Origin of the sequence: Pseudomonas massiliensis, from assembly GCF_000826105.1 — a bacterium.
In the GTDB taxonomy this organism is placed as follows: domain Bacteria; phylum Pseudomonadota; class Gammaproteobacteria; order Pseudomonadales; family Pseudomonadaceae; genus Aquipseudomonas; species Aquipseudomonas massiliensis.
The window spans coordinates 1,494,039-1,517,129 of the sequence record NZ_CCYK01000007.1 but is presented as its reverse complement, the minus strand read 5'-3'; the positions used below and the strand labels follow the sequence as shown (position 1 = coordinate 1,517,129).

The following is a 23,091-nucleotide window of genomic DNA, read 5'->3' as shown; positions in this document are numbered from 1 at the left end:
TTCTGAATTCGTAGGGGTTGCGCTTCAGCGTGCCCGCTGCCAGCCTTGTACATAGGCGTCGGCCCGCTGGCGTATGTCTTCGGTGCTCATGCCCGGCTTGTACAAGCCGGAGCCCAGGCCGAAGCCGGCGACACCGGCTTCAAGGAAGGGCGACATGTTCTCCGGCGTGATACCACCGACCGGCACCAGCGGTGTTCCCTTTGGCAGCACCGCCAGCAACGCGCGAACCACTGCAGGGGTCAGCGCCTCGGCCGGGAACAGCTTGAGCGCGTCGGCACCGGCCTCCAGCGCTGCGAACGCCTCGGTTGGGGTCACCACTCCGGGAGCCAGTTGCAAACCTGCGGACTTGGCTGCGCGCACTACTTTCAGGTCGGCATGGGGCATCACGATGAGCTCGCCGCCGGCGTCGCGCACCTCGCCCACGTCTCGCTCGCTAAGCACGGTGCCCGCGCCCACCAGGCAATCCGCTGGCAGGCCATCGCGCAGAATGCGGATACTGCGCAAGGGCTCGGGAGAATTGAGTGGCACTTCGATCACTCGCAGGCCGGCAGCATAGAGCGTCTGGCCTACGGACAATGCCTCATCGGGCCGCAGGCCCCGCAGGATCGCGATCAGGCCGTTACGCGCCATGGCGTCATTGAGCAACATGGGTGAGCTCCTTCAGGTCAGGTTGGACAAGGCCGGCCGCCGCAGCCAACGACCACAGCCCAAGCTCGGTAGCCTGATCGCTGATGCGGACATTGGCGAAACCGCAAGCGTGCAAGACACGCTGGTAGCGCTGGCAGAGGGCTGGGCTACCGATAAGGGCAATAGCGCCGGTACTCGTTGCGCCTGGCCGGGCGTTGACCAGCGCGGCTACCTCATGGCCGATCATCAAGCCGGAGAGGTAGTCGGCTTGCTCGTGGGGTGCCAATACATTGGTCAACCCCAGCGTCCTGGCACTGAACAGCGTGGCGAGCAGACCCAGGCGGCCCTCCGCCGACCGCGCCACCGCCACTCCGCGATCGAAGGCCTGCTGCTGAAAGGCTTCGCTGGGTGCCTGGGTACGCCCCAGGATGGTGTGTTGGCAAGCCACCGCGAAGAGTTCGCCGGTCATGAAGGTATCGAAGTGGCGGATGCACCCTTCCTCCACCTGTACCCATTTGCTGTGAGTGCCCGGCAGGCCGATCAGCCACGGCGTCTTGCCCTCAGCCTGAGCTAGCGTCTGGAGCAAGCCGAAGACCTGGGTCTCTTCACCCCGCATCACGTTGGGCAGCGCTCCGTCTTGCAGCACGCCAGGAATGATATGCAGGCAGCCGCCGTCTTGCAGGGGCTGGCGGACCAAGCCGGCAGCGACGCCGGCCGGGCTGGCGGGCGCCATGCAATAAGGGGCCTCACGCCAGCCCTGGGCGCTGCCGACCATGCCGCAGGCCACGACTGGCACCTGGGGAGCGAGCTCACGCCAGTCGCCGCAGGCTTCATGGAGGACCTGCTCGAAGCCACCCTTGGCGATGTTCATGATGCCCTTGGCCAATGCGCGTGTCGCCAGCACGTGGCCGTTCTCGCCCAGGCAATAGGCCCTCAGGGCGGTGGTGCCCCAATCCAGCCCGATCAATCGTACGTCCATTGCCTCACCTGCTTGTTGTTATGTCAGCGGCGAAAAGACTATAGCGCGACCTCTCGGAAAATCTCAATATATAAACTTCATTCCCATATTATGGGATTATGCTGCAGACTCACGAAATCGCGCTCAGGCGATCAGTGACCTTTAAACAGAATCTGGTTACGGAAGCGACGGGAATCCGCGACGCCCTTGCAGGCCGCCTGTATGAACGAACACCAGACGGCTGCCCTTGGGGAACAGCCCGGCACTTACCGACGTGCGTAGCGCAAACAGCGCCTTGGCGGTGTAGAGAGGCTCCAGAGCAAGTTCGCCTTGGGCTTCGGTGGTGGTCAGGAAGGTGAACAGCTCGGCATCGACCTTGCCGAAACCGCCGCGACTGGCGTCATGCCATATGACGGGCTCGGCGCCCAGCAGCGCGATGACATTGCGCTCAGCGCCTTGGCCAGGTCGCACCGCCAAGGCAGCGTGCACAGGGCGTCTGCCGTCTTCAGCCATGGCCAGGCCGGCCGCGGTAGTGCCGGTACCCGCGGCCAGCCACCAGGCATCGAAATCCTCCCAGCCAATGACACCCAGCTGCGACTGGACCAGCTCAAGCAAAGCGCTACAGCCCTGGACGCCTCGCTGACAAGCGCCGCCTTCGGGCAAGCCCAGGTAGCCTGGGTAGCGTTCGTGCCAAGGTTTCCAGAAATCAGGTTCATGCCGGGCCCGATAGCCGCCATAACCCAGCCAGTGCAGTTGCATGCCCATGGCGCGCAGGTCGGCCACGGTCGCCGTGTCTCGGGCCTCGCCTCGCAGCAGGCCGACGGTCGCCAGGCCTTCATGCGCGCCCAACGCGGCCAGTGCATGAAGATGATTGGACCAGGGGCCGCCCAGGCTGATCAGGCCGGTGGCGCCCGTCGCCCGGGCTTCGGTCAGCCAGGGAAGCAGCTTGAACAGCTTGTTGCCGCTGACCAAGGGGTGGATAAGGTCCAGCCTCAGCACCGACGCTTCCACTCCCGCTGCGTCCAGCCACGGTAGGCGCAACCGCTGCAAGGGCGCCTGGCCAGGCCCCGGCGCAATCATAGCGCCGCGGCGAGACGTGAGCCCTGGTTGATGGCGCGCTTGGCATCCAGCTCCGCAGCGACGTCCGCGCCGCCGATCAGATGCACCCGGATACCCGCGTCGCGCAGGCCGTGCTCCAACTCCCGTAGCGGATCCTGCCCGGCGCATACCACGATATTGTCCACGGCCAGGACACGCGGTTCACTGTCGCCGACGCGGATATGCAGCCCCTGTTCATCTACCTTCAGGTACTCGACCGAATTGAGCATCTGGACGCGCTTGCTCTTGAGCCCCGCGCGATGGATCCAGCCCGTAGTCTTGCCGAGACCATCGCCTACCTTGCTGGCCTTGCGCTGCAACAGCCAGACCTGCCGCGCCGGCGGACTGACTTCAGCCTGCACCCCAGCAACCCCGCCACGAGCGTCCAGGGCGGGGTCGATACCCCATTCGCGCCAGAAGGCGCCGGGGTCCAGACTGCTCACGGTGCCTTGGTGAACCAGGAATTCGCTGACGTCGAAACCGATGCCGCCCGCTCCGATCACGGCGACCCGAGCGCCGACCGGCTTGCGCCCAAGCAGAACGTCGAGGTAGGTCAGCACGCTCGGGTGATCGATGCCGGGAATCGGAGGAACCCTTGGCGTGATGCCGGTGGCGAGGATGACCTCGTCGAAGCCGCCATCGAGCAGCTCGGCCACGCCAACCCGGGCCCCCAGCCGTAGGCTGACCCCGGTCAGTTCCAGCTTGCGACGGAAGTAGCGCAGGGTTTCGTTGAACTCTTCCTTCCCGGGGATACGCCGCGCCACGTTGAACTGGCCGCCCACTTCGGTGGCGGTGTCGAACAGCGTTACCTGATGCCCGCGCTCGGCCGCCACGGTAGCGGCGGCCAATCCCGCTGGCCCGGCGCCCACCACGGCGATTCGCTTAGGCGCCATCGTCGGCAGGTACAGCAGTTCGGTCTCATGGCAGGCTCGCGGGTTGACCAGACAGCTGGTGAGCTTGCCGGCGAACGTATGGTCAAGGCACGCCTGATTGCAGGCGATGCAGGTGTTGATCTCGTCCGCGCGGCCTTCGGCGGCCTTGGCAATGAATGCCGGATCCGCCAGGAAGGGCCGGGCCATGGACACCATGTCTGCGTCGCCCTCGGCAAGGATGCGCTCGGCCACTTCCGGCGTGTTGATGCGGTTGGTGGTAATCAGCGGAACCTTGACCGCGCCGCGCAGCTTGGCGGTTACCTTCGCGAAGGCCGCGCGAGGCACCTTGGTAGCGATGGTTGGGATACGCGCCTCATGCCAGCCGATACCGGTGTTGATCAAGGTCGCCCCGGCCGTTTCAACCGCCTGGGCCAATCGCACTATTTCGTTCCAGTCGCTGCCACCTTCGATGAGGTCGAGCATGGACAGCCGGAAAATGATGATGAATTCGGCACCGACCGCGGCGCGGACCTGGCTGACGATCTCTACCGCCAGGCGCATGCGGTTCTCGTAGCTGCCGCCCCAACGATCCGTGCGATGGTTGGTCCAGGCGACCAGGAACTGGTTGATGAAGTAACCCTCGGACCCCATGATCTCCACGCCGTCGTAGCCGGCCTGCCGGGCCAGGCGCGCGCAGTTGACGAAATCGGCGATCTGCTTCTGGATACCGCCCTCATCCAGCTCATGGGGCTTGAACGGGTTGATCGGCGCCTGGATGGCGCTCGGTGCTACCAGCGCCGGGCTGTAGGCGTAGCGCCCGGCATGCAGGATCTGCAGGCAGATCTTGCCGCCTTCGGCATGTACCGCCTGGGTGACCACACGGTGACGCTCGGCTTCCTCAGCCGTGGTCAGCTTGGCGGCGCCCTTGTACACGCCCCCTTCTTCATTCGGTGCGATGCCGCCGGTCACCATCAGACCTACGCCGCCCCGGGCGCGCTCGGCGAAGTAGGCGGCCATGCGTTCGAAGCCGCCGGCCACCTCTTCGAGCCCGGTATGCATGGAGCCCATCAGGGCTCGGTTGCGCAAGGTGGTGAAGCCCAAGTCAAGCGGGGCAAGCAGGTGTGGGTAGGCGGTGTTGGTCATGGGGTAGCTCCAGCATCAGGTCCGCGGCTGCTCGGGATGGCGCCTACGTCATGGCTGCGACAGTAATGACCGGACGGGGGTACGCTCAATGATCACAAATGACAAGTCATTGATCCAAACGCACAGGCTGCTAACCTATGCTCCATTGTTCGCTTCTCTGGTTGCTCATGCGCAAGCTCTCCCTTCTGCTCTGCACAGCGCTGGTTGTATCAGCGGTAGTGGCCTATGTCGGCTGGATTGGTCAACGGCCGGTGGCGCACTACCTTTCCGACTTGCGTATCGACCTGGTGCAGGAGCAGGGCGCGCACGGCGATGCTGGCAACATCCTCGGAATACAGCCACACATGGCCCCGGCGGACTATCAGGATGCCCGGCGCCTGCGCCTGAAGTTCGAGGCCTACCTGCGCCAGGCGCAAGCCCAGGGCCTGCTCGGCCCCCATACCGTGATTGTGCTACCCGAGCACATCGGCACCTGGCTGTGGCTCAGCGGCGAAAAGGACGAGGTCTACCAGGCTGATCGCCTGGACGCCGTCAGCGGCTGGCTGACCTTCAGCAACCCTTTGGCGTTCGTCCGGGCGTGGTGGCAGGGAGAGGGCAGGCATCGCCTGAGCGAGGCGCAGTTACGCATGAAGGCCTCGCGAATGCGCGACGAGTTCCAGTGGGTGTTCGGCGGCCTGGCGCGGCAATTCAAGGTAACCCTGGTGGCCGGGTCCATCGTGCTGCCCAACCCCAGAGCCGAGGACGGGCAACTCGCGCTCGCGGCCGGCCCGCTGTACAACGTCGGCGTGATCTTCGGGCCGGACGGGCGGGTCCTGGGTCAACCGCTGCGCCAACACCAGGTACACTATCGGCGCTTTCTCAGCCCGGGCCCCTCCCCGGCCGTTGCCTTCATTCCCACCGCCGCAGGCCCGCTGGCCGTGGCCTTGGGCGACGATGCCTGGGCGCCCGAGGTACAGGCCCGGATTCGTGAGCAAGGCGCTCGCGCGCTGCTGGTCCCTGCCTTCAGCGCCCAGGCCCTGAACGAATCGCCGCCCGCGCCGCTGCCGGACCTGTCTGCCCACATCCCGGCCGGCGTGCTGGTATATCTGCGGGGTCGTTTCTGGAGCCATGTGGGCGCTGGCGCGGGTTACAGTTGGCAAGCCGGCGCGCAGGGCCGGCCCGCGCCGGCGGGTGGCGGCGCCGGGATGTTCAGCCTATGGCTATGAATGCCCGCACGGTGCGGCTGGGCGCGGTGTCCGTAGGGTTTCTCCAGGCCCTGGCCGCGGCCCTGGTCGAACACAATCGAAGCCCCACGCCGTTGCTGGAACAGTTCGGCTTCGACACGACCCGCCTGGGACAAGCGGGCGCTACCTTGTCCATCGCCCGCTACATGCGTCTGGGCCACGCTGCCATCCAACTGAGCGGCATTCCGGCCTTCGGGTTGACCATGGGCCGCTGTGCTCGCTTTGCCCACGCGGGTCTGGCCGGGGTGACCGCGGCCCAGGCGCCGAACGTGCGCGAAGCAGCGCGGACACTGATCCGCTTCGAGCCCCTCTATGGCGTCAACTATCGAGGACAGTCCAGCTTCCAGGAAGATGCCGGGGGCGCCTGGCTGAACTTTTACTCCATCAGCCCCTATAACGACTTCAACCGCTTTGTGGTGGACTCCGTGCTCAGTGGCTGGCTCGGCCAGCTCAGCCTGCTGACGGGCGAGCCACTACGCGCGGAGCAGCTACAGATCGAATTCCCTGCCCCAGGCTATGCCCAGGCCTATGAAGGCCTGAGCGAGGCCCCGGTGCAATTCGGCAGCCAGGCCAACCGGCTGCGACTGAGCCTGCGCACCCTCGCGCTACGCAATCCTGACCATTGCCCAAGCACCTGGCAGCAACTGTTGGCCTTGTGTGAGGAGGCCCTGGTTCGACAAACCCGCTCGCGCAGCCTGACCGAGCGTATCGCCGGGCTGCTCGGCCCCATGCTGGAGGGCCGTCGCGAGCCAGACTTGGGACAGGTCGCCGCCCGCCTGAAAATGCCGCCCTGGACGCTGAGACGCAAGCTTGCCGAGGAAGGCAGCGGCTTTCGCGCAATTCTCAACCAGACCCGCCGCGACCTGGCCATGGCCTATATCCGCGACACCGAACTGAGCCTGGGGGAGATCACCTACCTGCTCGGCTTCACGTCCGCCGAGGCGTTCCAGCGCGCCTTCAAGCGCTGGGCCGGTCAGCCGCCCGGTGTCTATCGCAAGAACTGGCGGCAGCCTGGAGAAGATCCGAACTGCTAGGGCGCCTCCTGGGCGCCCTCACCTGGAGTGATAGGTGGCTGCTCGGCGGGCGGAGCCAGCGGCTCGGACGTCTCGGGCAAAGCCTCGGAGGGTTCGGCTGTCGGGGCAGGCGCCGGGGCCTGGGCAGCAGGTGGCGCTGCCACAGCCGGCTCCGAAGGCAGGGGGTCTGCCGTGCGGATGGCGCCCGGGGACGGCGACGCTTCCGGCACGCCGAGATCCCCCTTGGGCCTGTCGGGAATATGCGCTGCCTCCCGCGCCTCCCTGGGCAGGAAGCTTTCTACCAGGGCAAAGTAGCGTTCGTAGAATTTACTGGCCGATACGGTTTCACTGGCCACCTTGACCATGGAATCGTCGGTGGACCCGATCGGCATGGATACCGAGCCCAGTACCCCAACCCCAAGGCTGGCCGAATTGTTGACTTTCTTCAGGGCGTAACGGTCCTGCAGGGCGTTGGCGAACATGGTCGAGGACCGGTCGCCATTGCTGTCCGGCGCGCAGACCACGTTGAAGGAGATTTCCAGATGGGTGTCACCGTTCTGCTGGAAGCTCTTGTGTCCGCTGACCAGCTTGGGGTCGTTGCTGGTGATGATGTAGCCCTGGCTGAGCAAGGCGCGACGGGCGGCCTCACAGGACGCGGTATCGCTGACCGGGTAGCTACGGGAAAAGGTGCCGGAATCATCGAAATGCTCGTGCTCGTAGATGGCCGGTTTCTGCGAGGAACAACCCGCCCCGGCCGTCACGATCAAGGCCAGCACCCACCCTTTGCGAGGGAGAGCGGCGGCAATGGAATTGAACATCGACATATCCTGGTAACGAACGGCGGGATCGGCATTGTGCATTACAACAGCGGGCCGCGCGCCATGAAATCGGTGATTAGGACCACGGATTTTACTATGCCCCGCCGCAAGTACCAACTGGCCGAATGGCAGCTGGCGTAGGCTTGCCGTATATTGCGCCGGCTTCGTTACGCCCAAGGAAACGGACATGTCCCGCCGCCTGATGCCCTCGATCGCCGCGCTGCAATGCTTCGAAGCCGCCGCGCGCCATCTGAGCTTTACCCGTGCCGCCCAGGAGTTGCACCTGACCCAGAGCGCGGTCAGCAAGCAGGTGGCGCAACTCGAGGACATGCTCCGTCATCACCTGTTCCAGCGTGTGCGGCGGCGTCTGCAACTGACGCCCGCAGGATCCCTCTACCTCGCCGAGGTGGATAAGATTCTGACCCAGATCGATATGTCCAGCCGCTATATCCTTTCCTACGGAGCCGAAACCGAAGTGCTGCGCGTGGCTACCCAGCCCACCTTCGGCGCGCGCTGGCTCATTCCTGCCCTCAAGGGCTTTGGCAAGCGCTATCCGCAGATTCATCTAGAGATCAGCAACGCGCTGGAACCCTTCGACCTGTCCCAGTCTCGGGCCGACGTAGCCTTTTTCTTTGGCCAGGGCACCTGGCCCGGCGCTACCTGCCTGCGATTGTTCGATGAAGAGGTGATTCCGGTCTGCGCCCCGGAGCTGGCGGCAGAGACACGCCTGTCCAAGGCGATGGATCTTACCGGGGTAGTGCTGCTGCAATGCACGTCTCGCCCCGAAGCCTGGCACGAATGGTTTCTGGCCCAGCAGCTGCATTCTTCGAACAGCTACCATGGCCCGCGCTTCGATACCTTCTACATGTGCATTCACGCAGCAGTGGCCGGATGCGGCGTGGCACTGCTGCCGCGCTACCTGATAGAAGACGAACTGGCCTGCGGAAAACTGGTGACGCCAGTGCCCGCGGCCATGCCCAGTAATGGCTCACACTTCATCGCTTTCTCCGAACACGCCAGCGAAGTGCCCAAGGTCCGCCGCTTCGTGGACTGGATACTCGAGCGGGTCTGAGCCCACCCCGCGCAATCCGGAAGGGCCGGCGGCCTAGACAGCCGGGCCGGTGGCGAGCGACTCCCGAAAGGCGCGCGGCGACTGGCCCGTCAGTCGACGGAAAAACCGGGCGAAATACGCAGGATCGGCAAACCCCAGCGCGTCGGCGATCTGATTGATGGTCATGCTGGTGTAGGTCAGGTTGCGCTTGGCCTCCAGCAGTACGCGCTGATGAATGATCTGCAACGGCGACTGTTGCGCCAGACGCCGGCACAGGCTGTTGAGCTGGGGCACCGATACCCCGATGGCATGGGCCAGATGCTCTACGCTGGGCTGGCGACGGAAGCAGGCCTCCACTTGTTGTTGAAAGCGCGCCAGTACTTCACGCCCCCGTTCCGGGACCTGCAACGCGGCCCGATGCTGCTGGATACGTCGGCCCAGCCACACCAGGGCTACGTTGGCCAGAGCATGCAGCATCAGTTCACGGCCCGGCTGCGGACCTGCATATTCGCGCTGAAGCGCCTGGAACAAGCGATACAGGTAACCCCGTTCTTCACCCGCCAGCAGGCACACCGGCGCCTGGAACAATTCCTGGCCCATGCCCGCCTGCGCGCGCAGCTGTTCGATCCAGGGCGCGGCCAGGGTCACTACGTAACCCTCCACGTTTTCACTGAAGCGAAAGCCGTGAACGGCCAGTGGTGGCACGAACTGCAAGGCAGCCTGACGCACCGACTGTCGATGGCCTTCGATGTCGATCTGCGCCTCTCCACGATGCAGGTATAGCAACTGATAAAGGTCGGCATGGCGGTGCGGCCCGATTTCCCATTGGAAAACCCGGCTGCGGGCACTGATGGTCTCGCAGTGCAGCAAGTCGGCGATTGGCCAGTCAAGTCCGTCGCCGTAAAGCTTGAAGGTCGGTACCTGTTCAACAGCAGGCGGATTCACGGCGCACCTCGGTTCGATAATCGAACTCTTTACTTGAAAGTACCCGTTATTTAGCCGATTTCCCCTGTTATGAACAGTGGGCGGGACGAAAAATACAGACAGCCCAAACACAATAACAATCGCGAGACATTCCATGCATACTTCAGTCGCAATCATAGGCGCGGGGCCTTCCGGCCTTCTGCTCGGTCAGTTGCTTCACCGTGCCGGCATTTCCAACGTCATTCTTGAACGTCAGACCCCGGAGTACGTACTTAGCCGCATTCGCGCGGGGGTGCTGGAACAGGGCATGGTCGACTTGCTGCGCAAGGCCGGCGTGGATCAGCGGATGAATGCTGAAGGCCTGGTGCACGATGGTTTCGAGCTGGCCCTGGATGGCCGCCGGGTGCATATCGACCTGAAGGGGCTTACCGGCGGCAAGACCGTGATGATTTATGGCCAGACCGAAGTCACCCGTGACCTGATGGCCGCGCGCCAAGCCGCTGGCGCTACCACCGTGTACCAGGCCGCCGATGTGCGTATCCACGAGCCCAAGAGCGACCGCCCCTGGCTCACCTATGAGCGGGACGGCCAGGTACATCGGCTCGAGTGCGACTATATCGCTGGCTGCGATGGGTTCCATGGCGTTTCCCGACAGAGCATCCCCGCCGAGGCCATGGAAATCTTCGAGCGGGTCTACCCCTTCGGCTGGCTGGGCATCCTGGCCGATACGCCGCCGGTGAATGAAGAGTTGGTGTATGCCGCCCACGCCAGGGGGTTTGCCCTGTGCAGCATGCGCTCACCCACCCGTACCCGCTATTACGTGCAGGTGGATGCCCAGGAGACGGTCGAGAACTGGTCTGACGAGCGTTTCTGGAATGAGCTGAAGGCACGGCTTCCACAGGACCTGGCTGAGAAACTGGTGACCGGCCCGTCCATTGAAAAGAGCATCGCCCCGTTGCGCAGCTTCGTAGTCGAGCCCATGCAATATGGCCGCATGTTCCTTGTGGGCGATGCGGCCCATATCGTCCCGCCGACCGGGGCCAAGGGCCTCAACCTGGCGGCCAGCGACGTGAGCACGCTGTTCGATATCCTCCAGAAGGTGTACCACGAAGGCCGCACGGAGCTGATCGAACGCTATTCGCAGATCTGCCTGCGGCGAGTATGGAAGGCCGAACGATTCTCTTGGTGGATGACTTCCATGCTTCACCAGTTCCCCGATGCCGATGCGTTCAGCCAGCGCATCACGGCTACCGAACTGGATTACTTTGTCAGCTCGGAAGCCGGGCGGCGCACCATCGCCGAGAACTATGTAGGCTTGCCCTACGAGCCGGTAGAACCGCAAGCGGATACCGACCTCCCGCTTCGCTCGCGCTGTGCCTGATGGGCATCGCGGGCCCATGGCAATGCCGTTGCCATTAGGCCTGCGTCACCCTTTCACAGGTAGTTTTCCCATCGCCGGCCCCGCCTGGAACTGCCCCAGCCCGGCGGCCCTGCCCTTTGCGCCACCGAAACCTTATCATGCAGCGTTTTTTACCCACGGACATCTGCTGCCATGCATAGCCTGCCCTCCTCTCCCCAGCCACGTGGCTGGTCGTTCTGGTGGAAACCCCTGTTGTTCGTACTGGTCGCCGTGCTTGGCCTGTACTACGTCAAATGGTCGCCCTATTACCTGAAGTCGTTCGTGGCCGCGCAGAATCACAGTATCGGGGCTTCGATCATCGACGATCACCAGGTGGCACCGCTGCAGGCAGCGCTGGCCTATGCCCAGGTCTATTTCCTGGCAATCTGGAAGGCCGCTGTGCTGGCGGTGATTCTCGGCTCCCTGCTGCAGGTGCTGATTCCGCGGGACTGGCTACTGCGTCTGTTCGGCAAGGCGGGCTTGGGCTCTACCGTGCGCGGCGGTCTGTTCGCCCTGCCGGGAATGATGTGCAGCTGTTGCGCTGCCCCCGTGGCCGCCGGCCTGCGCAAGCAGCAGGTTTCCGTGGGCGCGGCCCTGGCCTTCTGGATTGCCAACCCGGTGCTCAACCCGGCGACGCTGGTGTTCATGGGCTTCGTGCTTGGCTGGGGCTTCGCCGCGTTGCGGCTGGTCGGCGGCGTGATGCTGGTGCTGGGGGTGGCGCTGTTCGCTCAGCGCCTGTCCCGCCCTGATCAGGTGCCAGAGCCGGCGCTCAATGCGGTGGCGGCGGCTACGGCCGAGCCTGAAGGCAGCTTGCTGGGACGGTGGGCCGCCAGCCTGTGGCAGCTGTTCTGGAGCACCATCCCGGTGTATGTGCTGGCGGTGCTTGTGCTTGGGGCGGCTCGGGTATGGCTGTTTCCCCACGTCGACGGCAGCTTCGGCGAAGGCCTGGGCTGGCTGGTGCCCATGGCCGTGATCGGCACGCTTTTCGTGATCCCCACGGCCGCGGAGATTCCCATCGTGCAGACCCTGATGACCCTGGGCCTGGGCACAGCGCCAGCAGTGGCCCTGCTGATGACCTTGCCCAGCGTGAGCCTGCCGTCCCTGCTCATGCTTCGCCAGTCGTTCGATGCTCACGTGCTCTGGGCCGTCGCCCTGATGGTCATGGCCTTTGGCGCCCTGTGGGGACTGGTGGCCCTGGCCCTGCCGCTCTAAACGCCAGGGCGGCCCCGCTGAATCGAGTAGGCGGGTTCTGCCCTGGCCCGGTGGGAGCTTGCAAAGCAAGCGAATCCGAATCCTTGCAGCTCCGCTGGCTGCCAGCGGGTGAACCGAGCAGGCGGGTTCAGCCCTGGCTTCGGCGCTGCCTAAGGTACTCCACCACCTCGGCCCGCTGGCCAGCGAATTCGATACGCTGGCCCTTGGCATCACGCTGGAAGACATACATGGGGTCGTAATACTCGTTGAGCAGCGTTTCGATCCAGCCGCGATGACTGTCGACACGGCCGCTGGCGGCCTGGACCTGCAGCGCCTGGTCCAGGATAGCGGCCAGGCGCTGATAGCGCTCGCCCCCCAGACGCTTGGCGATGCCTGCCAGGCTCTGGCGCAGGCGCTGCGCGAACGCTGTGAAACCCGCTTCCTCGCCCTGGAGCGCGACGAACTCGGCGCAAAGGTCGACCACATAGTCGCGCAGGATGCGCGAGACCCGCGAATCGAAGCTGTCCTCCAGCCACACCAGCGGGCTTTGCTGCATGCGCCGGAACAGCGACAGCGGCAAGGCGCAACTGCCGATCATGCGGCTTTCATCCTCGACCACAAACCCTTGCTGGCCCCGTGCGCGCCGCTTGAGCAGGTCGATCGCCAGGCGATTCTCGAAGGTGATCGGTGCCGGCTGCGCAGTGGCGCGCTTGCCGAACCCCGAGCCCCGATGGTTGGCCAGGGCTTCGAGGTCCACGGCATTGTCCAGTTCGCCAAGCACTTCGGTCTTGCCGATGCCGGTCATGCCACCCAGGCATACGAAGTCACAGTGCGCCACCGCGTCCTCGGTCTGCTCGATGAGGTAGGTGCGTAGCGCCTTGTAGCCGCCGACCACGCGGGGAAAGTCCAGGCCCGTCTCGGCCTTGATCCACTGTTGGGTGATCTGTGAACGCAAGCCACCGCGGAAGCAGTACAGGAAACCCTCGGGGTTGGCCTGTACGAATCGCGTCCAGGCTTCGACCCTGGCCAGCTTTACCGAACCGGCGACCAGCCGGTGGCCAAGCTCGACAGCGGCCTGCTGGCCATGCTGCTTGTATGCCGTGCCGACCCGCTCGCGTTCGCGGTCGTCCATGAGCGGAAGATTGACCACCCCGGGAAACGCACCCTTGTTGAACTCGACCGGGGCGCGTACATCCATCATGGGCACGTCTTCCAGAAACAAACGCTGGAAGTCCGTGGTATTTTCCCTCATCGAATCACCTCGACCGCATGCGCGCCCCGGCCTGTCATCTCGCCGATGGGCGCGAGCGCCAACCCCAGTTCGGCAGCGCAGGCGAGGAAGGCTGCATCGTCCTCCGGCGCTACCGCAACCAACAGGCCGCCGCTGGTCTGTGGGTCGCACAAGAGCAGGCGATCGGCCTCACTCATGGGGCTCACCCCAGCGCCGTAACTGTCGAAATTGCGCGAGGTGCCGCCCGGGGCACAGCCCTGCGCCAGGTAATCGTCCACCCCCGCCAGGCGTGGCACCGCCGCAGCCTCGACGCGGGCAGTGAGGCCGGCGCCGTCGGCCATTTCCAGCAAGTGGCCGATCAGCCCGAAGCCCGTGACGTCCGTCATGGCCCGCACGCCGGGCAGCTTGGCAAAACGGCTGCCGGCCGCGTTGAGGGTGCACATCCAGTCCCGCGCCACATCCTGGTGCTCCGGGCGCAGCAATCCCTTCTTCTCCGCGGTGGTCAGGATGCCGATGCCCAGGGGCTTGGTCAGGTAAAGGCGGCAGCCGGCGGTGGCAGTGTCGTTGCGCTTGAGCTGCGCCTTCTCCACCAGGCCGGTGACCGCCAGGCCGAAGATGGGCTCCGGCGCATCGATGGAGTGGCCTCCGGCCAGGGGGATGCCAGCCGCGTCGCAGGCGGCCCGGCCGCCACGGATGACCTCGCGGGCAATCTCCGGCGCCAGGACGTTCACCGGCCAGCCCAGGATCGCGATGGCCATCAGCGGCGTACCGCCCATGGCATAGATGTCGCTGATGGCGTTGGTGGCAGCGATACGTCCAAAGTCGAAGGGGTCGTCCACGATGGGCATGAAGAAGTCCGTGGTGGATACCACGCCCCTTTCCCCATCGATGCCGTAGACCGCCGCATCGTCCCGCGAGGCGTTGCCTACCCACAATGCCGGGTCGAGGTTCTGCGCTCCGCTGCCCGCAAGGATCACTTCGAGCACCTTGGGAGAAATCTTGCAGCCACAGCCAGCGCCATGGCTGTACTGGGTCAGGCGAACGGTTTCGGTCATGGTCGGGCCTCTGAAGTTCAAGGCGGCCAAGTCTACCACCGCCGGCCGGGCCTTGAGGCCGTCACTTGCCCAGGGTCAAGTTGCCGCCCGACCGGCCGATAGCGTGGGCACGACCCTTCCACCAGCCTTCGGAGAGCGACCATGCCCCTTGCCTGGCTCTCGCGCACCTTCAGCGCCGCGCTCGCCGCCGTGGCGCTCTTGGCGTGCCCGGAAGGCGCCAGCGCCACGGCATTGCAGGTGGTCACCGAAGAGCTGCCACCTTACAACACCCGAGTGGGCGGCAAGGTCAGCGGCATGTGCACCGAGATCGTCGAGGCGGTGTTCCGGGATATGGGTATCGACCCTGACATCCAGATGATGCCCTGGGCCCGCGCCTACGACCTGGCGCTGCACGCGGACAACGTGATGATCTATTCCATCACCCGCACCCCTGAACGCGAGGCACTGTTCCAATGGGTCGGCCCCATTGTCAGCACGCGCTGGTTTCTCTATTCCACCCAGGCGCGGCCCGTGAACCGGAGCAGTCTCGGGCAGGCCTTGGAGCAGCGCTACCAGATCGCGACCGTCAATCAGGACGTAGGCGAGCAGTACCTGATCCGGCAGGGCTTCGCCTTGGGCCAGACACTGCAGCAGAGCAACCATTACGCCCTCAACTACGAGAAGCTCAAGCTGGGCCACGTGGCCCTGTGGATTTCGGACGAACTCAACGCCGCCTATACCGTAAGCATGGCCGGCGACGATCCGCACCAGGCATTGCGTCCCGTGCTGGAGCTGCCGGAGCTGGAAGACAGTGGCTTCAACGTCGCTTTCAGCCGCAGCACTGATCCGCAGACCGTCGCCGCCTTCCGCGCAGCCTTGGCACGCCTGCGCGACGACGGTCGCTACGATGCCATCGTTCGCCGCTGGGTGGGCCCATGAGACCGGAACACTACGAGGACCCTACGCACCCGAGCATGGGCGCGGAACGGCCCCTGGCCCATCGCCTGGTGGTGGCGACCCTGGTGTTCTGCCTGGCCTTCACCTGCGCCACGGTAAGCGTGCGGACCTGGTTCGCCTGGGGCACCGGAGTCCAAGCCATGAACGGTGAGCTGGCGTTGATCGACCAGGTGTTCCAGGGCTCGCTGTCCAAGGCAATCTGGGAGATGGACCGCGACAGCCTCGAAGCGCAACTGGATAGCGTGGTGCACGCGGCCCCAGTGGGGCGCGTGACTTTGCGCATTCCCCGTCCCGAGCGCACCGAGGAAGTATTGGTAAGGCAACGGGACGGTTTCCTCGGCACCGGCCCGGCGCCGTCCTTGCAACGCGCGTTGGCCGTGGTGCCTTACCCCGGTGCCGTGCAGGCCGTGGGCGTCCTGGTCATCGAAGGCGACCCTGCCCTGCTGCGCCAGCGGCTCTGGAAGGAAATCTGGACCATCATGCTGACGCAGGTCGTCCAGGCTCTGGCGCTGGCGGGCATCACCATGCTCATGTTCAATGGCCTGGTCACCGTGCACGTACGCCATATCGCTCGCCACCTGGAACGACTTACTCCGGAAACCCTGGGCAAGCGCCTGCGACTGGATCGCCTGGGCAGCCGCAACGACGAACTGGACCTGCTTACCCTGCGCATCAATGCGCTGCAAGACAATATGGGCCAGTACCTGCAGCGCCAGCGCGAGGCCGAACAAGCCCTGGCCGCCAGCCGCGACGACCTGGCCCTGGAAGTGGCGCAACGCACCGCCGAGCTGGTGCGCGCGAACGAGCAATTGCAGAGCCTGTCACGCCTGGACCCGCTCACAGGCCTTGCCAACCGGCGCTATTTTGACGAGCTCAAGGATGCGGAATTCAACCGCGCCTTGCGCAGCGGGCGCCCCTTGACCGTGCTGATGTGCGACGTGGATTTCTTCAAGCGCTACAACGATACCCACGGGCACGGCGGTGGCGATGTCTGCCTCAAGCAAGTGGCCGATACCATGAAGGCCTTGTTCATGCGCAGCGGCGAGGTCATCGCCCGGCTGGGCGGCGAAGAGTTCGCCGTGCTGTTGCCTGGCAGCGATGCCCGCCAGGCCCGCCAGGCCGGCGAGCGGCTGCGCGAGGCGTTGGCCGGCAAGCGGATCCCGCATGGATCCTCGCCCATTTCCCCTTATGTCACGGTGAGCATCGGCATGGCTGAGCTCGATCCGGTCGGCATGAGCGTGTTCGATCAATTATTGCATAGCGCCGATGAAGCGCTATATCGCGCCAAGAACGGAGGCCGAAACCGGGTATGCGAATGACTCCTGTAGCTCCAGCCTCTGGCTGGAGGACCTGCCTGACTCAAGGCGTCGTCGCCGCCTTGATTGCGCTGATGGCAAGCCAGGCCCTCGCTCAGCCGATCGAAGCGGTCACCGAAGAATCCTCCTACAGCTACATGGAGGACGGGAAGGTGGCTGGGCCCGCGACCTCAGTGGTGACCACCGTGCTGGAACGTGCAGGCCTGAGCGAGTATCACCTGGCCATGTATCCTTGGGCACGTGCGTACGACATCGCCCTGGGTGAACCCAACGTGCTGATTTTTCCCATTATCCGGACTCCGGAGCGGGAAGCGCATTTCAAATGGGTGGGCGAATTCGAGGAAATCCAGACAGTGCTCTACAAGCTCCGCGAAAGGAGCGACCTTGTCATTGCCCAACTGGCTGATGCGCAGGAGCACAATCTGGGGGTAGTGCGCGACGACGTGCGTCACCAATACTTGCGCAGCAACGGCTTCACCCGTCTGGTGATCTCGGCCACGCCCATGGACAATCTCCGCAAGCTCCTGGCCGGCCAGGTCGATATGGTGCCCCTGTCGCCCCGGGATGCGCGACGGTTCTGTGAAGAGCTGGCGATGCCCTTCGAAAACCTCGAGGCGGTCATGCCGTTGAGCCAGATCACTGCCCATGCGTACCTGGCCTTCAGTCTGGGTACCTCTGACGAACTGGTACGGCGCGCCGTGGAAGCCTTCCGGCAACTACAGCGTGACGGAGAGCTCAAGCGCCTGATGGCGCCTCGCTGAGGCCCCTCAGTCTTGCATCAGCGCCGGGAGGAACTCACCATGCAGGTCCTGCTCGGCCAGGCGCTGCTCGACCGCCGCACGCAGCCGCGCGACAGTGGCGTCCGCCGTGGGCATGGCCACACGCACCCACACGCGCCTGACATTCTGCTCATGGGTACCCTCGCTGAGCATGTCATGGCTGACTACCGGGCGGCCCCGCCACAGGCACAAGCCTTCACTGGGGGAGTCCGTATCCTCGGGGGCATCCAGCGGCACCAGCCATAGCTCGGTAGCGCCCCGCAGGTCCACAGTGTTGATATGCGCTTCTTCGATCGCTATGTTCATGTAGCTCTCCAGTGTGATGTCGTTGAGAGTCCGGTACATCCCGGCCGGTTCACTCGGCCTGGCTGAGCCGGCCATCGAAAAGGCCGCGACCGCGGCCACGCCCATCAAGGAACTGTCATGAAACTGTTCTACCTGCCTGGCGCCTGCTCCCTCGCTCCCCATATCGTACTGTGCGAAACCCGGACTCCCGTCACCCTGGTGAAGGTGGACCGCGCCACCAAGCAAACCGACGAGGGCGAAGACTTCCTGAATATCAACCCGAAGGGCTATGTGCCGGCCTTGCAACTCGATGATGGCCAAGTGCTGACCGAGGCTCAGGTCATACTTCAATACCTGGCCGACCAGCCTCCGGGCAGTTCACTCGCCCCCCAGGCGGGCACCATGGAGCGCTATCAGCTGCAGGAATGGCTCAGCTTCATCTCTACCGAGTTGCACAAGACAATAGGCTCCTTCTTCAACCCCAAACAGACACCGGAGTGGAAAGACGTCGCCACCGAGATTCTGCACAAGCGCCTGGCCTGGCTGGAAAACCAGCTGCAAGGCCGTGAGTTCGTCCTGGGCGACCGGTTCACTGTGGCTGACGCCTACCTGGTCACGGTGCTGAGCTGGACCGTACGGGTGAAGTTCGATCTGTCGCCATGGCCAGCGGTACAGGCCTATCACACCCGCGTGGCCCAGCGACCTTCCGTGCAGCAGGCCCTGCGTGAGGAAGGCCTGGCGTAATGATTCCTGTTCGGGGCATCACTGCCTTGCGCGCTGGGGCGCCGTGACGCGGGCCCGGGCGTTGCTGCAACTGCACCTGGCCGCCCTGCTCTATGGCCTGTCCGCGCTGTTCGGCCAGGCCTTGAGCGTGAGCCCTGAAATGATTGTCTTCGCCCGAGGGCTGTTCGCCCTGGCGGTGCTCGCCCCGCTATGCGTGCTGGCAAGGCGGCTCCCCTGGCGCTCGCTGCGCCTGCTCGATATCGGCAAGCTGATGCTGCTGGGCATTGCCCTGGCCATCCACTGGCTGCTGTTCTTCAAAGCCATTCATACTGGCGGCGTAGCGGTAGCGACCCTGGGCTTCGCCACCTTTCCGGCCTTTACCGCGCTCAGTGGCTGGCTTCTGTCAGCGCAGCGCATGAGCCGCCAGGACTGGGCCCTCATTGGCCTGGCCAGCGCCGGCCTGGTATTGATCGGCCCCATGGACGCCAGCGATGCGACATCCCTGCAGGGGCTGGCATGGGGCATTGCCAGCGGCGCGACCTACGCGGTCATCGCCATCGCCAATCAGCACCTGAAGGTCACCTCGGACAGCCTCACGTCCAGCGTTTGGCAGATGGCCAGCATTGCCTTGGCGCTCGCGCTTTTCAGCCTGGGCGAGTGGGCCCAGGTCACCGCGAGGGACTGGTGGCTGCTGGCAGGCCTGGGCGTACTGTGCACAGGCGTGGCCTATACGCTTTTCATCAGCGGACTCAGCCAGGTCAGCGCCCACGTCGCCGCTGTGGTGATAGCCATGGAGCCGGTCTACGCCATCGCCGGCGCATGGCTGCTATTCCAGCAGCGGCCGACCTGGCCCATGGCCCTTGGCGGGGCCTTGATCGTGGGGGCCGTGGCCTGGGCGGGTTGCCGTCAGAAGCCGACCGCCTAGCTTAGCGATAGTTACCGGCCATAGCTTGGCAATCAACGGAAACTAGAGCGGAAAGCCGCAGCGCCCGGGAATGAATGGCGAGGTTTCATCGCAGCGATGCCCCTCGGGAATAGCGAGCGCGGCATCCTCTATTTGCGTATTCCCTGCTGTCATCAGGCCGCGGTCCATCCGCCATCCATGCTCCAGGCCGCGCCGCGAACTTGACGAGCGGCGTCGCTACACAGGAAACACGCCAGTTCACCAAGCTGTTCGGGGGTGACGAACTCCAGCGAAGGCTGCTTTTCGGCCAGAAGTTGGCGCCGGGCCTCGTCCGCGGTCAGCCCGCCTTCAGTCTTGGCGTCGATCTGAGCCTGTACCAGGGGCGTCAGCACGAAGCCTGGACAGATGGCGTTGCAGGTAACCCCGGAGGTCGCCGTTTCCAGCGCCATCACCTTGGTCAGGCCAAGCACACCATGCTTGGCCGCCACATAGGCCGCCTTCCCCGCCGAGCCGACGAGGCCATGCGCCGAGGCAATGTTGATGATCCGCCCCCAGTCGCGCGCCTTCATTCCGGGTAGACAAAGACGGGATGCATGGAAGACGGAAGACAGGTTGATGGCAATGACGGCGTCCCAGCGGTCCACCGGGAACTCCTCTACCGGCGCCACATGCTGGATGCCAGCGTTGTTCACCAGAATATCCACTGCGCCGAAGGCCGCCTCGGTGGCCTGGACCATGGCTGCGATAGCCTGCGGGTCGCTCACATCGGCAGCGTGGTGGAAAGCCTTGACTCCCAGCGCCCTGACCTGGGCCAGGGCCGGCTCCGCGTCGCCGAAACCATTGAGCATGAGATTGGCGCCCGCCCGGCCGAGCGCCAAGGCGATGCCTAAGCCGATACCGCTGGTGGAGCCTGTGACCAGGGCGGTCTTGCCGCTCAGTTGCATGAGTGCCCCCTTGGGTTGGTTGATACTCCAACGGTAGCGGGGCATGCAGGTGGCGCCAGCCTGGGCGAAGGTTTTTTCTCCTTCAGTGCAGCGCCATCGGGCCCGCGTCTGCCTGGGCCGGCGGCGCCCCATAGCGGCGGGTAGCCCAGGCGCATAGCCCCAGCCCGACCAAGGCGAACAACCCACCGACGAAGCCCACCTGGCCAACGCCAAGGTGACTGGTCACCACGCTGCCCAGCAGCGCGCCGCCGCCAATGCCTATGTTGTAGATGCCTGAATGGAGCGCCATGGCCACGTCGGTGGCATCCGGGGCCAGATTGAGTACCCGAGCCTGCAATATCAGGCCGAAGCACATGACGAAGATGCCCCAGAGCGCGCTCTGCACAGCCAGCCCTGGCAGCCAGTCGGCGACGGGTGTCATCACCAGCAGGCAGGTGGCGAGGCCACCTAGCACCAGCAACAACAGTGCACGGGGATAACGATTGTTATAGCGGCTGAACAACAGGGAACCGAGAATGCCCGCGCCGCCGAACAACAGCAGCAGCCCTGTGGTGGTTTCCCCACGCAGCCTGGCTACTTGGGCGACGAAAGGCTCGATGTAGGTATAGGCAGTGAAATGAGCGGTGACCACCAGGGCAGTGAGGACGTATTGCAGCGTGAGCGCGGGGCGCTTGAACAGCACCGGTAGGCTGCGCAGCGAGCCCGAGTTCTGGCTGGGCAGCGCGGGCAGCGCCCTGGCCAGGACGATCAGGGTAGCGGCCGCGGCGATCCCGATGACGGCGAAGGTCACCCGCCAGCCAAAGGCTTCGCCCAAGACCCGGCCCAGCGGGATGCCCAGCACCATGGCCAGGGAGGTTCCCGTGGCCAGCAGCCCCAGGGCCTGCACCTGACGTCCTGGAGGCGCCACACGTACCGCCAGCGACGCGGTGATGGACCAGAACACTGAATGGGCGAACGCGATCCCTACCCGGCTGGCCAGCAGCATGCTGAAACTGGTGGCGAAGGCTGAAACCAGGTGGCAGAGCGCGAACACGGCGAAGATCACCATAAGTAATCTACGCCGCTCGACATTTCGGGTCAGCAGCATGATCGGCAGCGAGATCAGCGTAACGATCCAGGCGTAGACCGTCAGCATCAACCCGACCTGGGCGGAAGTCATCTCAAAGCTGCCGCCAATGGCGGCAAGCAGTCCCACCGGCACGAACTCAGTGGTATTGAAAATAAAGGCGCCCAGGGCCAGGGCTATCACGCCCAGCCAGCTGTCACGTAGGACGGGGGTAGCGGATGACGTCATCATAGGTACTCAGGTCAAGTCCACCCGGTGAGGGCGAATCAGCGAAACGGCCAGTGCCAAAGCAAAAAGGCGCGCTCACCAAGGGTAAGGGCGCCTTCTGATTGTCATTATGGAATCATTGCAAAGCATGCAGCCGGACATGCTAACGGTGACACGCTATCGGAGCAATCCGGCCAAGGCATCGAGATCGGAGCTGGCGTTGCGCTCCTGCTCCAATACCTTGACCAGTTCGCCCGCTGGCAAGCGCCGCGCCAAAGGCGCGCCCTGCCCCGCCCACTGCACGGCGAAATCCGTGCTGCCAGCGGCCGAAGCCGCCGCCGCCAAGGCTTTTTGCGCGTCATAGGCCAAGGGATAGTCGGGAATACCCGAGCAGCCGAGGCTGAAGTTGCGGTTGACCAGCCCACGGGCCGGCCGCCCCGAAATGGCTGTGGTTATCCGGGTGCACAAGCCTCGAGGCCCGACCAGCGCCTGGCGATAGCTTTCGTTGGCCGCGGATTCCGGACATCCGATAAAGGCTGTTCCCAGCTGTACGGCACTGGCGCCCAGTTCCAGGCAGGCGCGGATGCCGGCGCCATCCATGATGCCGCCGGCGGCTATCAAGGGTAGCGACACCTTCGCCGCCAATAAGCGCAACAGCGGCAGGGTTCCCAGGCAGAGATCAGCGTCGGGGTCGAAGACGCCTCGATGCCCACCCGCTTCATATCCTTGCACGACCAGCGCGTCCATGCCCGCCGCTATCGCCAGCTCGGCCTCGGCCAGCGAGGTAACGCTGCACAGCAACAGGCTGCCGGCCTTCTTCAGCGCCTGCACCGCTTCCGGCGCGGGCAGCCCGAAATGAAAACTCACCACGGCCGGGCGCACTTCCAGCAGACAGGCGAGCATGGCCTCATCAGCCACGAAGGTACGGTAGATCTCTCGCAAGGCCTGGGGAGGACGCGCGCCGAATTCCATGAACAGCGGTTCTAGGGCTTTCAGCCAGGCAGCATCGCGCTCGGGCTGGGCCTGGGCCGGCCTATGACAGAACAGGTTGAGGTTCAAGGGGCCCGCCGTCAGCGCGCGGGCCTGCTCCACCATCGCACGGGCCTGCTCGGGCGTGCTTGCCCCCAGCCCCAGAGACCCCAGTCCGCCCGCGTCAGTGACCGCGGCGGCGAGCGCCGGGGTAGACACCCCGACCATGGGTGCCTGGATGATAGGCAGGCCAATGCCCATGCGTGCCAACAATGGTGTGTTCATGATCTCGCCTCAATCGAACGTCCGGCCCACAGCCTAACGGCTTTTGGTACGGGCAGCAGCCTGTAAGTGCCTTT

At 64.7% G+C, this 23,091-nt stretch carries 22 protein-coding genes; 10 read left to right on the top strand and 12 right to left on the bottom strand.

Features of this window, described 5'->3' with window-relative positions; genetic code table 11:
• Nucleotides 1-24: 24 nt before the first annotated feature.
• From BN1188_RS17680 to BN1188_RS17665, 4 genes are all read right to left on the bottom strand, one after another.
• On the bottom strand, nt 25-648 hold the full coding sequence (locus BN1188_RS17680) for a 2-dehydro-3-deoxy-6-phosphogalactonate aldolase (RefSeq protein WP_408633614.1): 624 nt from the start codon (nt 646-648) through the stop codon (nt 25-27).
• Complete coding sequence (locus BN1188_RS17675) at nt 635-1,606, bottom strand: 2-dehydro-3-deoxygalactonokinase (protein ID WP_040262741.1); 972 nt, start codon at nt 1,604-1,606, stop codon at nt 635-637. Before BN1188_RS17675 ends, BN1188_RS17680 begins: the two co-directional genes overlap by 14 nt.
• 156 nt (nt 1,607-1,762) lie before the next feature.
• Nucleotides 1,763-2,665: a 1-aminocyclopropane-1-carboxylate deaminase/D-cysteine desulfhydrase gene (locus BN1188_RS17670; protein ID WP_040262740.1), complete on the bottom strand. Its 903-nt coding sequence runs from the start codon at nt 2,663-2,665 to the stop codon at nt 1,763-1,765.
• Nucleotides 2,662-4,698 (bottom strand): NADPH-dependent 2,4-dienoyl-CoA reductase, encoded by a 2,037-nt coding sequence (locus BN1188_RS17665; RefSeq protein ID WP_040262739.1) that lies wholly within the window; start codon nt 4,696-4,698, stop codon nt 2,662-2,664. The genes BN1188_RS17670 and BN1188_RS17665 overlap by 4 nt, the downstream gene beginning before the upstream one ends.
• Before the next feature lie 167 nt (nt 4,699-4,865).
• On the opposite strand from BN1188_RS17665, the gene BN1188_RS17660 reads away from it, so the two are divergent.
• Both BN1188_RS17660 and BN1188_RS17655 read left to right on the top strand, forming a co-directional pair.
• Nucleotides 4,866-5,903 carry a carbon-nitrogen hydrolase family protein gene (locus BN1188_RS17660; protein WP_040264185.1) on the top strand — a complete coding sequence of 346 codons (1,038 nt, stop codon included), beginning with the start codon at nt 4,866-4,868 and terminating at the stop codon, nt 5,901-5,903.
• The gene (locus BN1188_RS17655; protein WP_040262737.1) at nt 5,900-6,955 is read left to right on the top strand and encodes an AraC family transcriptional regulator; all 1,056 of its coding nucleotides are present in this window, start codon (nt 5,900-5,902) and stop codon (nt 6,953-6,955) included. The genes BN1188_RS17660 and BN1188_RS17655 overlap by 4 nt, the downstream gene beginning before the upstream one ends.
• Here the strand turns inward: BN1188_RS17655 and BN1188_RS17650 are convergent.
• Nucleotides 6,952-7,752, bottom strand: coding sequence for a DUF2242 domain-containing protein (locus BN1188_RS17650; protein WP_084596271.1), 801 nt, complete (start codon nt 7,750-7,752; stop codon nt 6,952-6,954). The two genes, BN1188_RS17655 and BN1188_RS17650, sit on opposite strands and share 4 nt — an antisense overlap.
• 187 nt (nt 7,753-7,939) lie before the next feature.
• Between BN1188_RS17650 and gcvA the strand changes: the two genes are divergently transcribed.
• Nucleotides 7,940-8,824, top strand: a complete 885-nt coding sequence (gene gcvA, locus BN1188_RS17645; protein ID WP_040262735.1) for a transcriptional regulator GcvA — start codon at nt 7,940-7,942, stop codon at nt 8,822-8,824.
• A gap of 33 nt (nt 8,825-8,857) precedes the next feature.
• Here gcvA and BN1188_RS17640 read toward each other — a convergent pair whose 3' ends face one another.
• A complete protein-coding gene (locus BN1188_RS17640; RefSeq protein ID WP_040262733.1) occupies nt 8,858-9,748 on the bottom strand; it encodes a helix-turn-helix domain-containing protein in 891 nt (296 codons plus the stop codon).
• Nucleotides 9,749-9,881: 133 nt separating this feature from the next.
• On the opposite strand from BN1188_RS17640, the gene pobA reads away from it, so the two are divergent.
• Both pobA and BN1188_RS17630 read left to right on the top strand, forming a co-directional pair.
• Nucleotides 9,882-11,108 carry a 4-hydroxybenzoate 3-monooxygenase gene (gene pobA / locus BN1188_RS17635; protein WP_052469344.1) on the top strand — a complete coding sequence of 409 codons (1,227 nt, stop codon included), beginning with the start codon at nt 9,882-9,884 and terminating at the stop codon, nt 11,106-11,108.
• Nucleotides 11,109-11,279: 171 nt separating this feature from the next.
• Nucleotides 11,280-12,338 (top strand): permease, encoded by a 1,059-nt coding sequence (locus tag BN1188_RS17630; RefSeq protein ID WP_040262731.1) that lies wholly within the window; start codon nt 11,280-11,282, stop codon nt 12,336-12,338.
• 127 nt (nt 12,339-12,465) lie between these two features.
• On the opposite strand, the gene mnmH is transcribed toward BN1188_RS17630, so the two are convergent.
• On the bottom strand, nt 12,466-13,569 hold the full coding sequence (mnmH, locus tag BN1188_RS17625; RefSeq protein ID WP_040262729.1) for a tRNA 2-selenouridine(34) synthase MnmH: 1,104 nt from the start codon (nt 13,567-13,569) through the stop codon (nt 12,466-12,468).
• Nucleotides 13,566-14,603: a selenide, water dikinase SelD gene (gene selD / locus BN1188_RS17620; protein WP_040264178.1), complete on the bottom strand. Its 1,038-nt coding sequence runs from the start codon at nt 14,601-14,603 to the stop codon at nt 13,566-13,568. The genes mnmH and selD overlap by 4 nt, the downstream gene beginning before the upstream one ends.
• A gap of 141 nt (nt 14,604-14,744) precedes the next feature.
• Between selD and BN1188_RS17615 the strand changes: the two genes are divergently transcribed.
• The 3 genes from BN1188_RS17615 to BN1188_RS17605 all read left to right on the top strand — a co-directional run bounded on the left by BN1188_RS17615 (nt 14,745) and on the right by BN1188_RS17605 (nt 17,616).
• A complete protein-coding gene (locus BN1188_RS17615) occupies nt 14,745-15,521 on the top strand; it encodes a substrate-binding periplasmic protein (protein ID WP_040262728.1) in 777 nt (258 codons plus the stop codon).
• Nucleotides 15,518-16,858: a diguanylate cyclase domain-containing protein gene (locus tag BN1188_RS17610; protein ID WP_084596269.1), complete on the top strand. Its 1,341-nt coding sequence runs from the start codon at nt 15,518-15,520 to the stop codon at nt 16,856-16,858. The genes BN1188_RS17615 and BN1188_RS17610 overlap by 4 nt, the downstream gene beginning before the upstream one ends.
• Before the next feature lie 71 nt (nt 16,859-16,929).
• A complete protein-coding gene (locus tag BN1188_RS17605) occupies nt 16,930-17,616 on the top strand; it encodes a substrate-binding periplasmic protein (protein ID WP_052469343.1) in 687 nt (228 codons plus the stop codon).
• Between the two features lie 6 nt (nt 17,617-17,622).
• Here BN1188_RS17605 and BN1188_RS17600 read toward each other — a convergent pair whose 3' ends face one another.
• Entirely contained in the window at nt 17,623-17,940 is a 318-nt protein-coding gene (locus BN1188_RS17600; RefSeq protein ID WP_084596325.1) for a hypothetical protein, read from the bottom strand.
• Nucleotides 17,941-18,057: 117 nt separating this feature from the next.
• On the opposite strand from BN1188_RS17600, the gene gstA reads away from it, so the two are divergent.
• Both gstA and BN1188_RS17590 read left to right on the top strand, forming a co-directional pair.
• Nucleotides 18,058-18,663, top strand: coding sequence for a glutathione transferase GstA (gene gstA / locus BN1188_RS17595; RefSeq protein WP_040262726.1), 606 nt, complete (start codon nt 18,058-18,060; stop codon nt 18,661-18,663).
• Nucleotides 18,664-18,706: 43 nt separating this feature from the next.
• Nucleotides 18,707-19,567 (top strand): DMT family transporter, encoded by an 861-nt coding sequence (locus tag BN1188_RS17590; protein WP_040262724.1) that lies wholly within the window; start codon nt 18,707-18,709, stop codon nt 19,565-19,567.
• Nucleotides 19,568-19,719: 152 nt separating this feature from the next.
• Here the strand turns inward: BN1188_RS17590 and BN1188_RS17585 are convergent, their stop codons facing one another.
• The 3 genes from BN1188_RS17585 to BN1188_RS17575 all read right to left on the bottom strand — a co-directional run bounded on the left by BN1188_RS17585 (nt 19,720) and on the right by BN1188_RS17575 (nt 23,017).
• Complete coding sequence (locus BN1188_RS17585) at nt 19,720-20,490, bottom strand: 3-hydroxybutyrate dehydrogenase (RefSeq protein ID WP_040264174.1); 771 nt, start codon at nt 20,488-20,490, stop codon at nt 19,720-19,722.
• Between the two features lie 82 nt (nt 20,491-20,572).
• Complete coding sequence (locus tag BN1188_RS17580; RefSeq protein ID WP_040262722.1) at nt 20,573-21,787, bottom strand: sugar transporter; 1,215 nt, start codon at nt 21,785-21,787, stop codon at nt 20,573-20,575.
• Between the two features lie 153 nt (nt 21,788-21,940).
• Entirely contained in the window at nt 21,941-23,017 is a 1,077-nt protein-coding gene (locus BN1188_RS17575) for an NAD(P)H-dependent flavin oxidoreductase (protein ID WP_052469341.1), read from the bottom strand.
• Between the last annotated feature and the right edge of the window lie 74 nt (nt 23,018-23,091).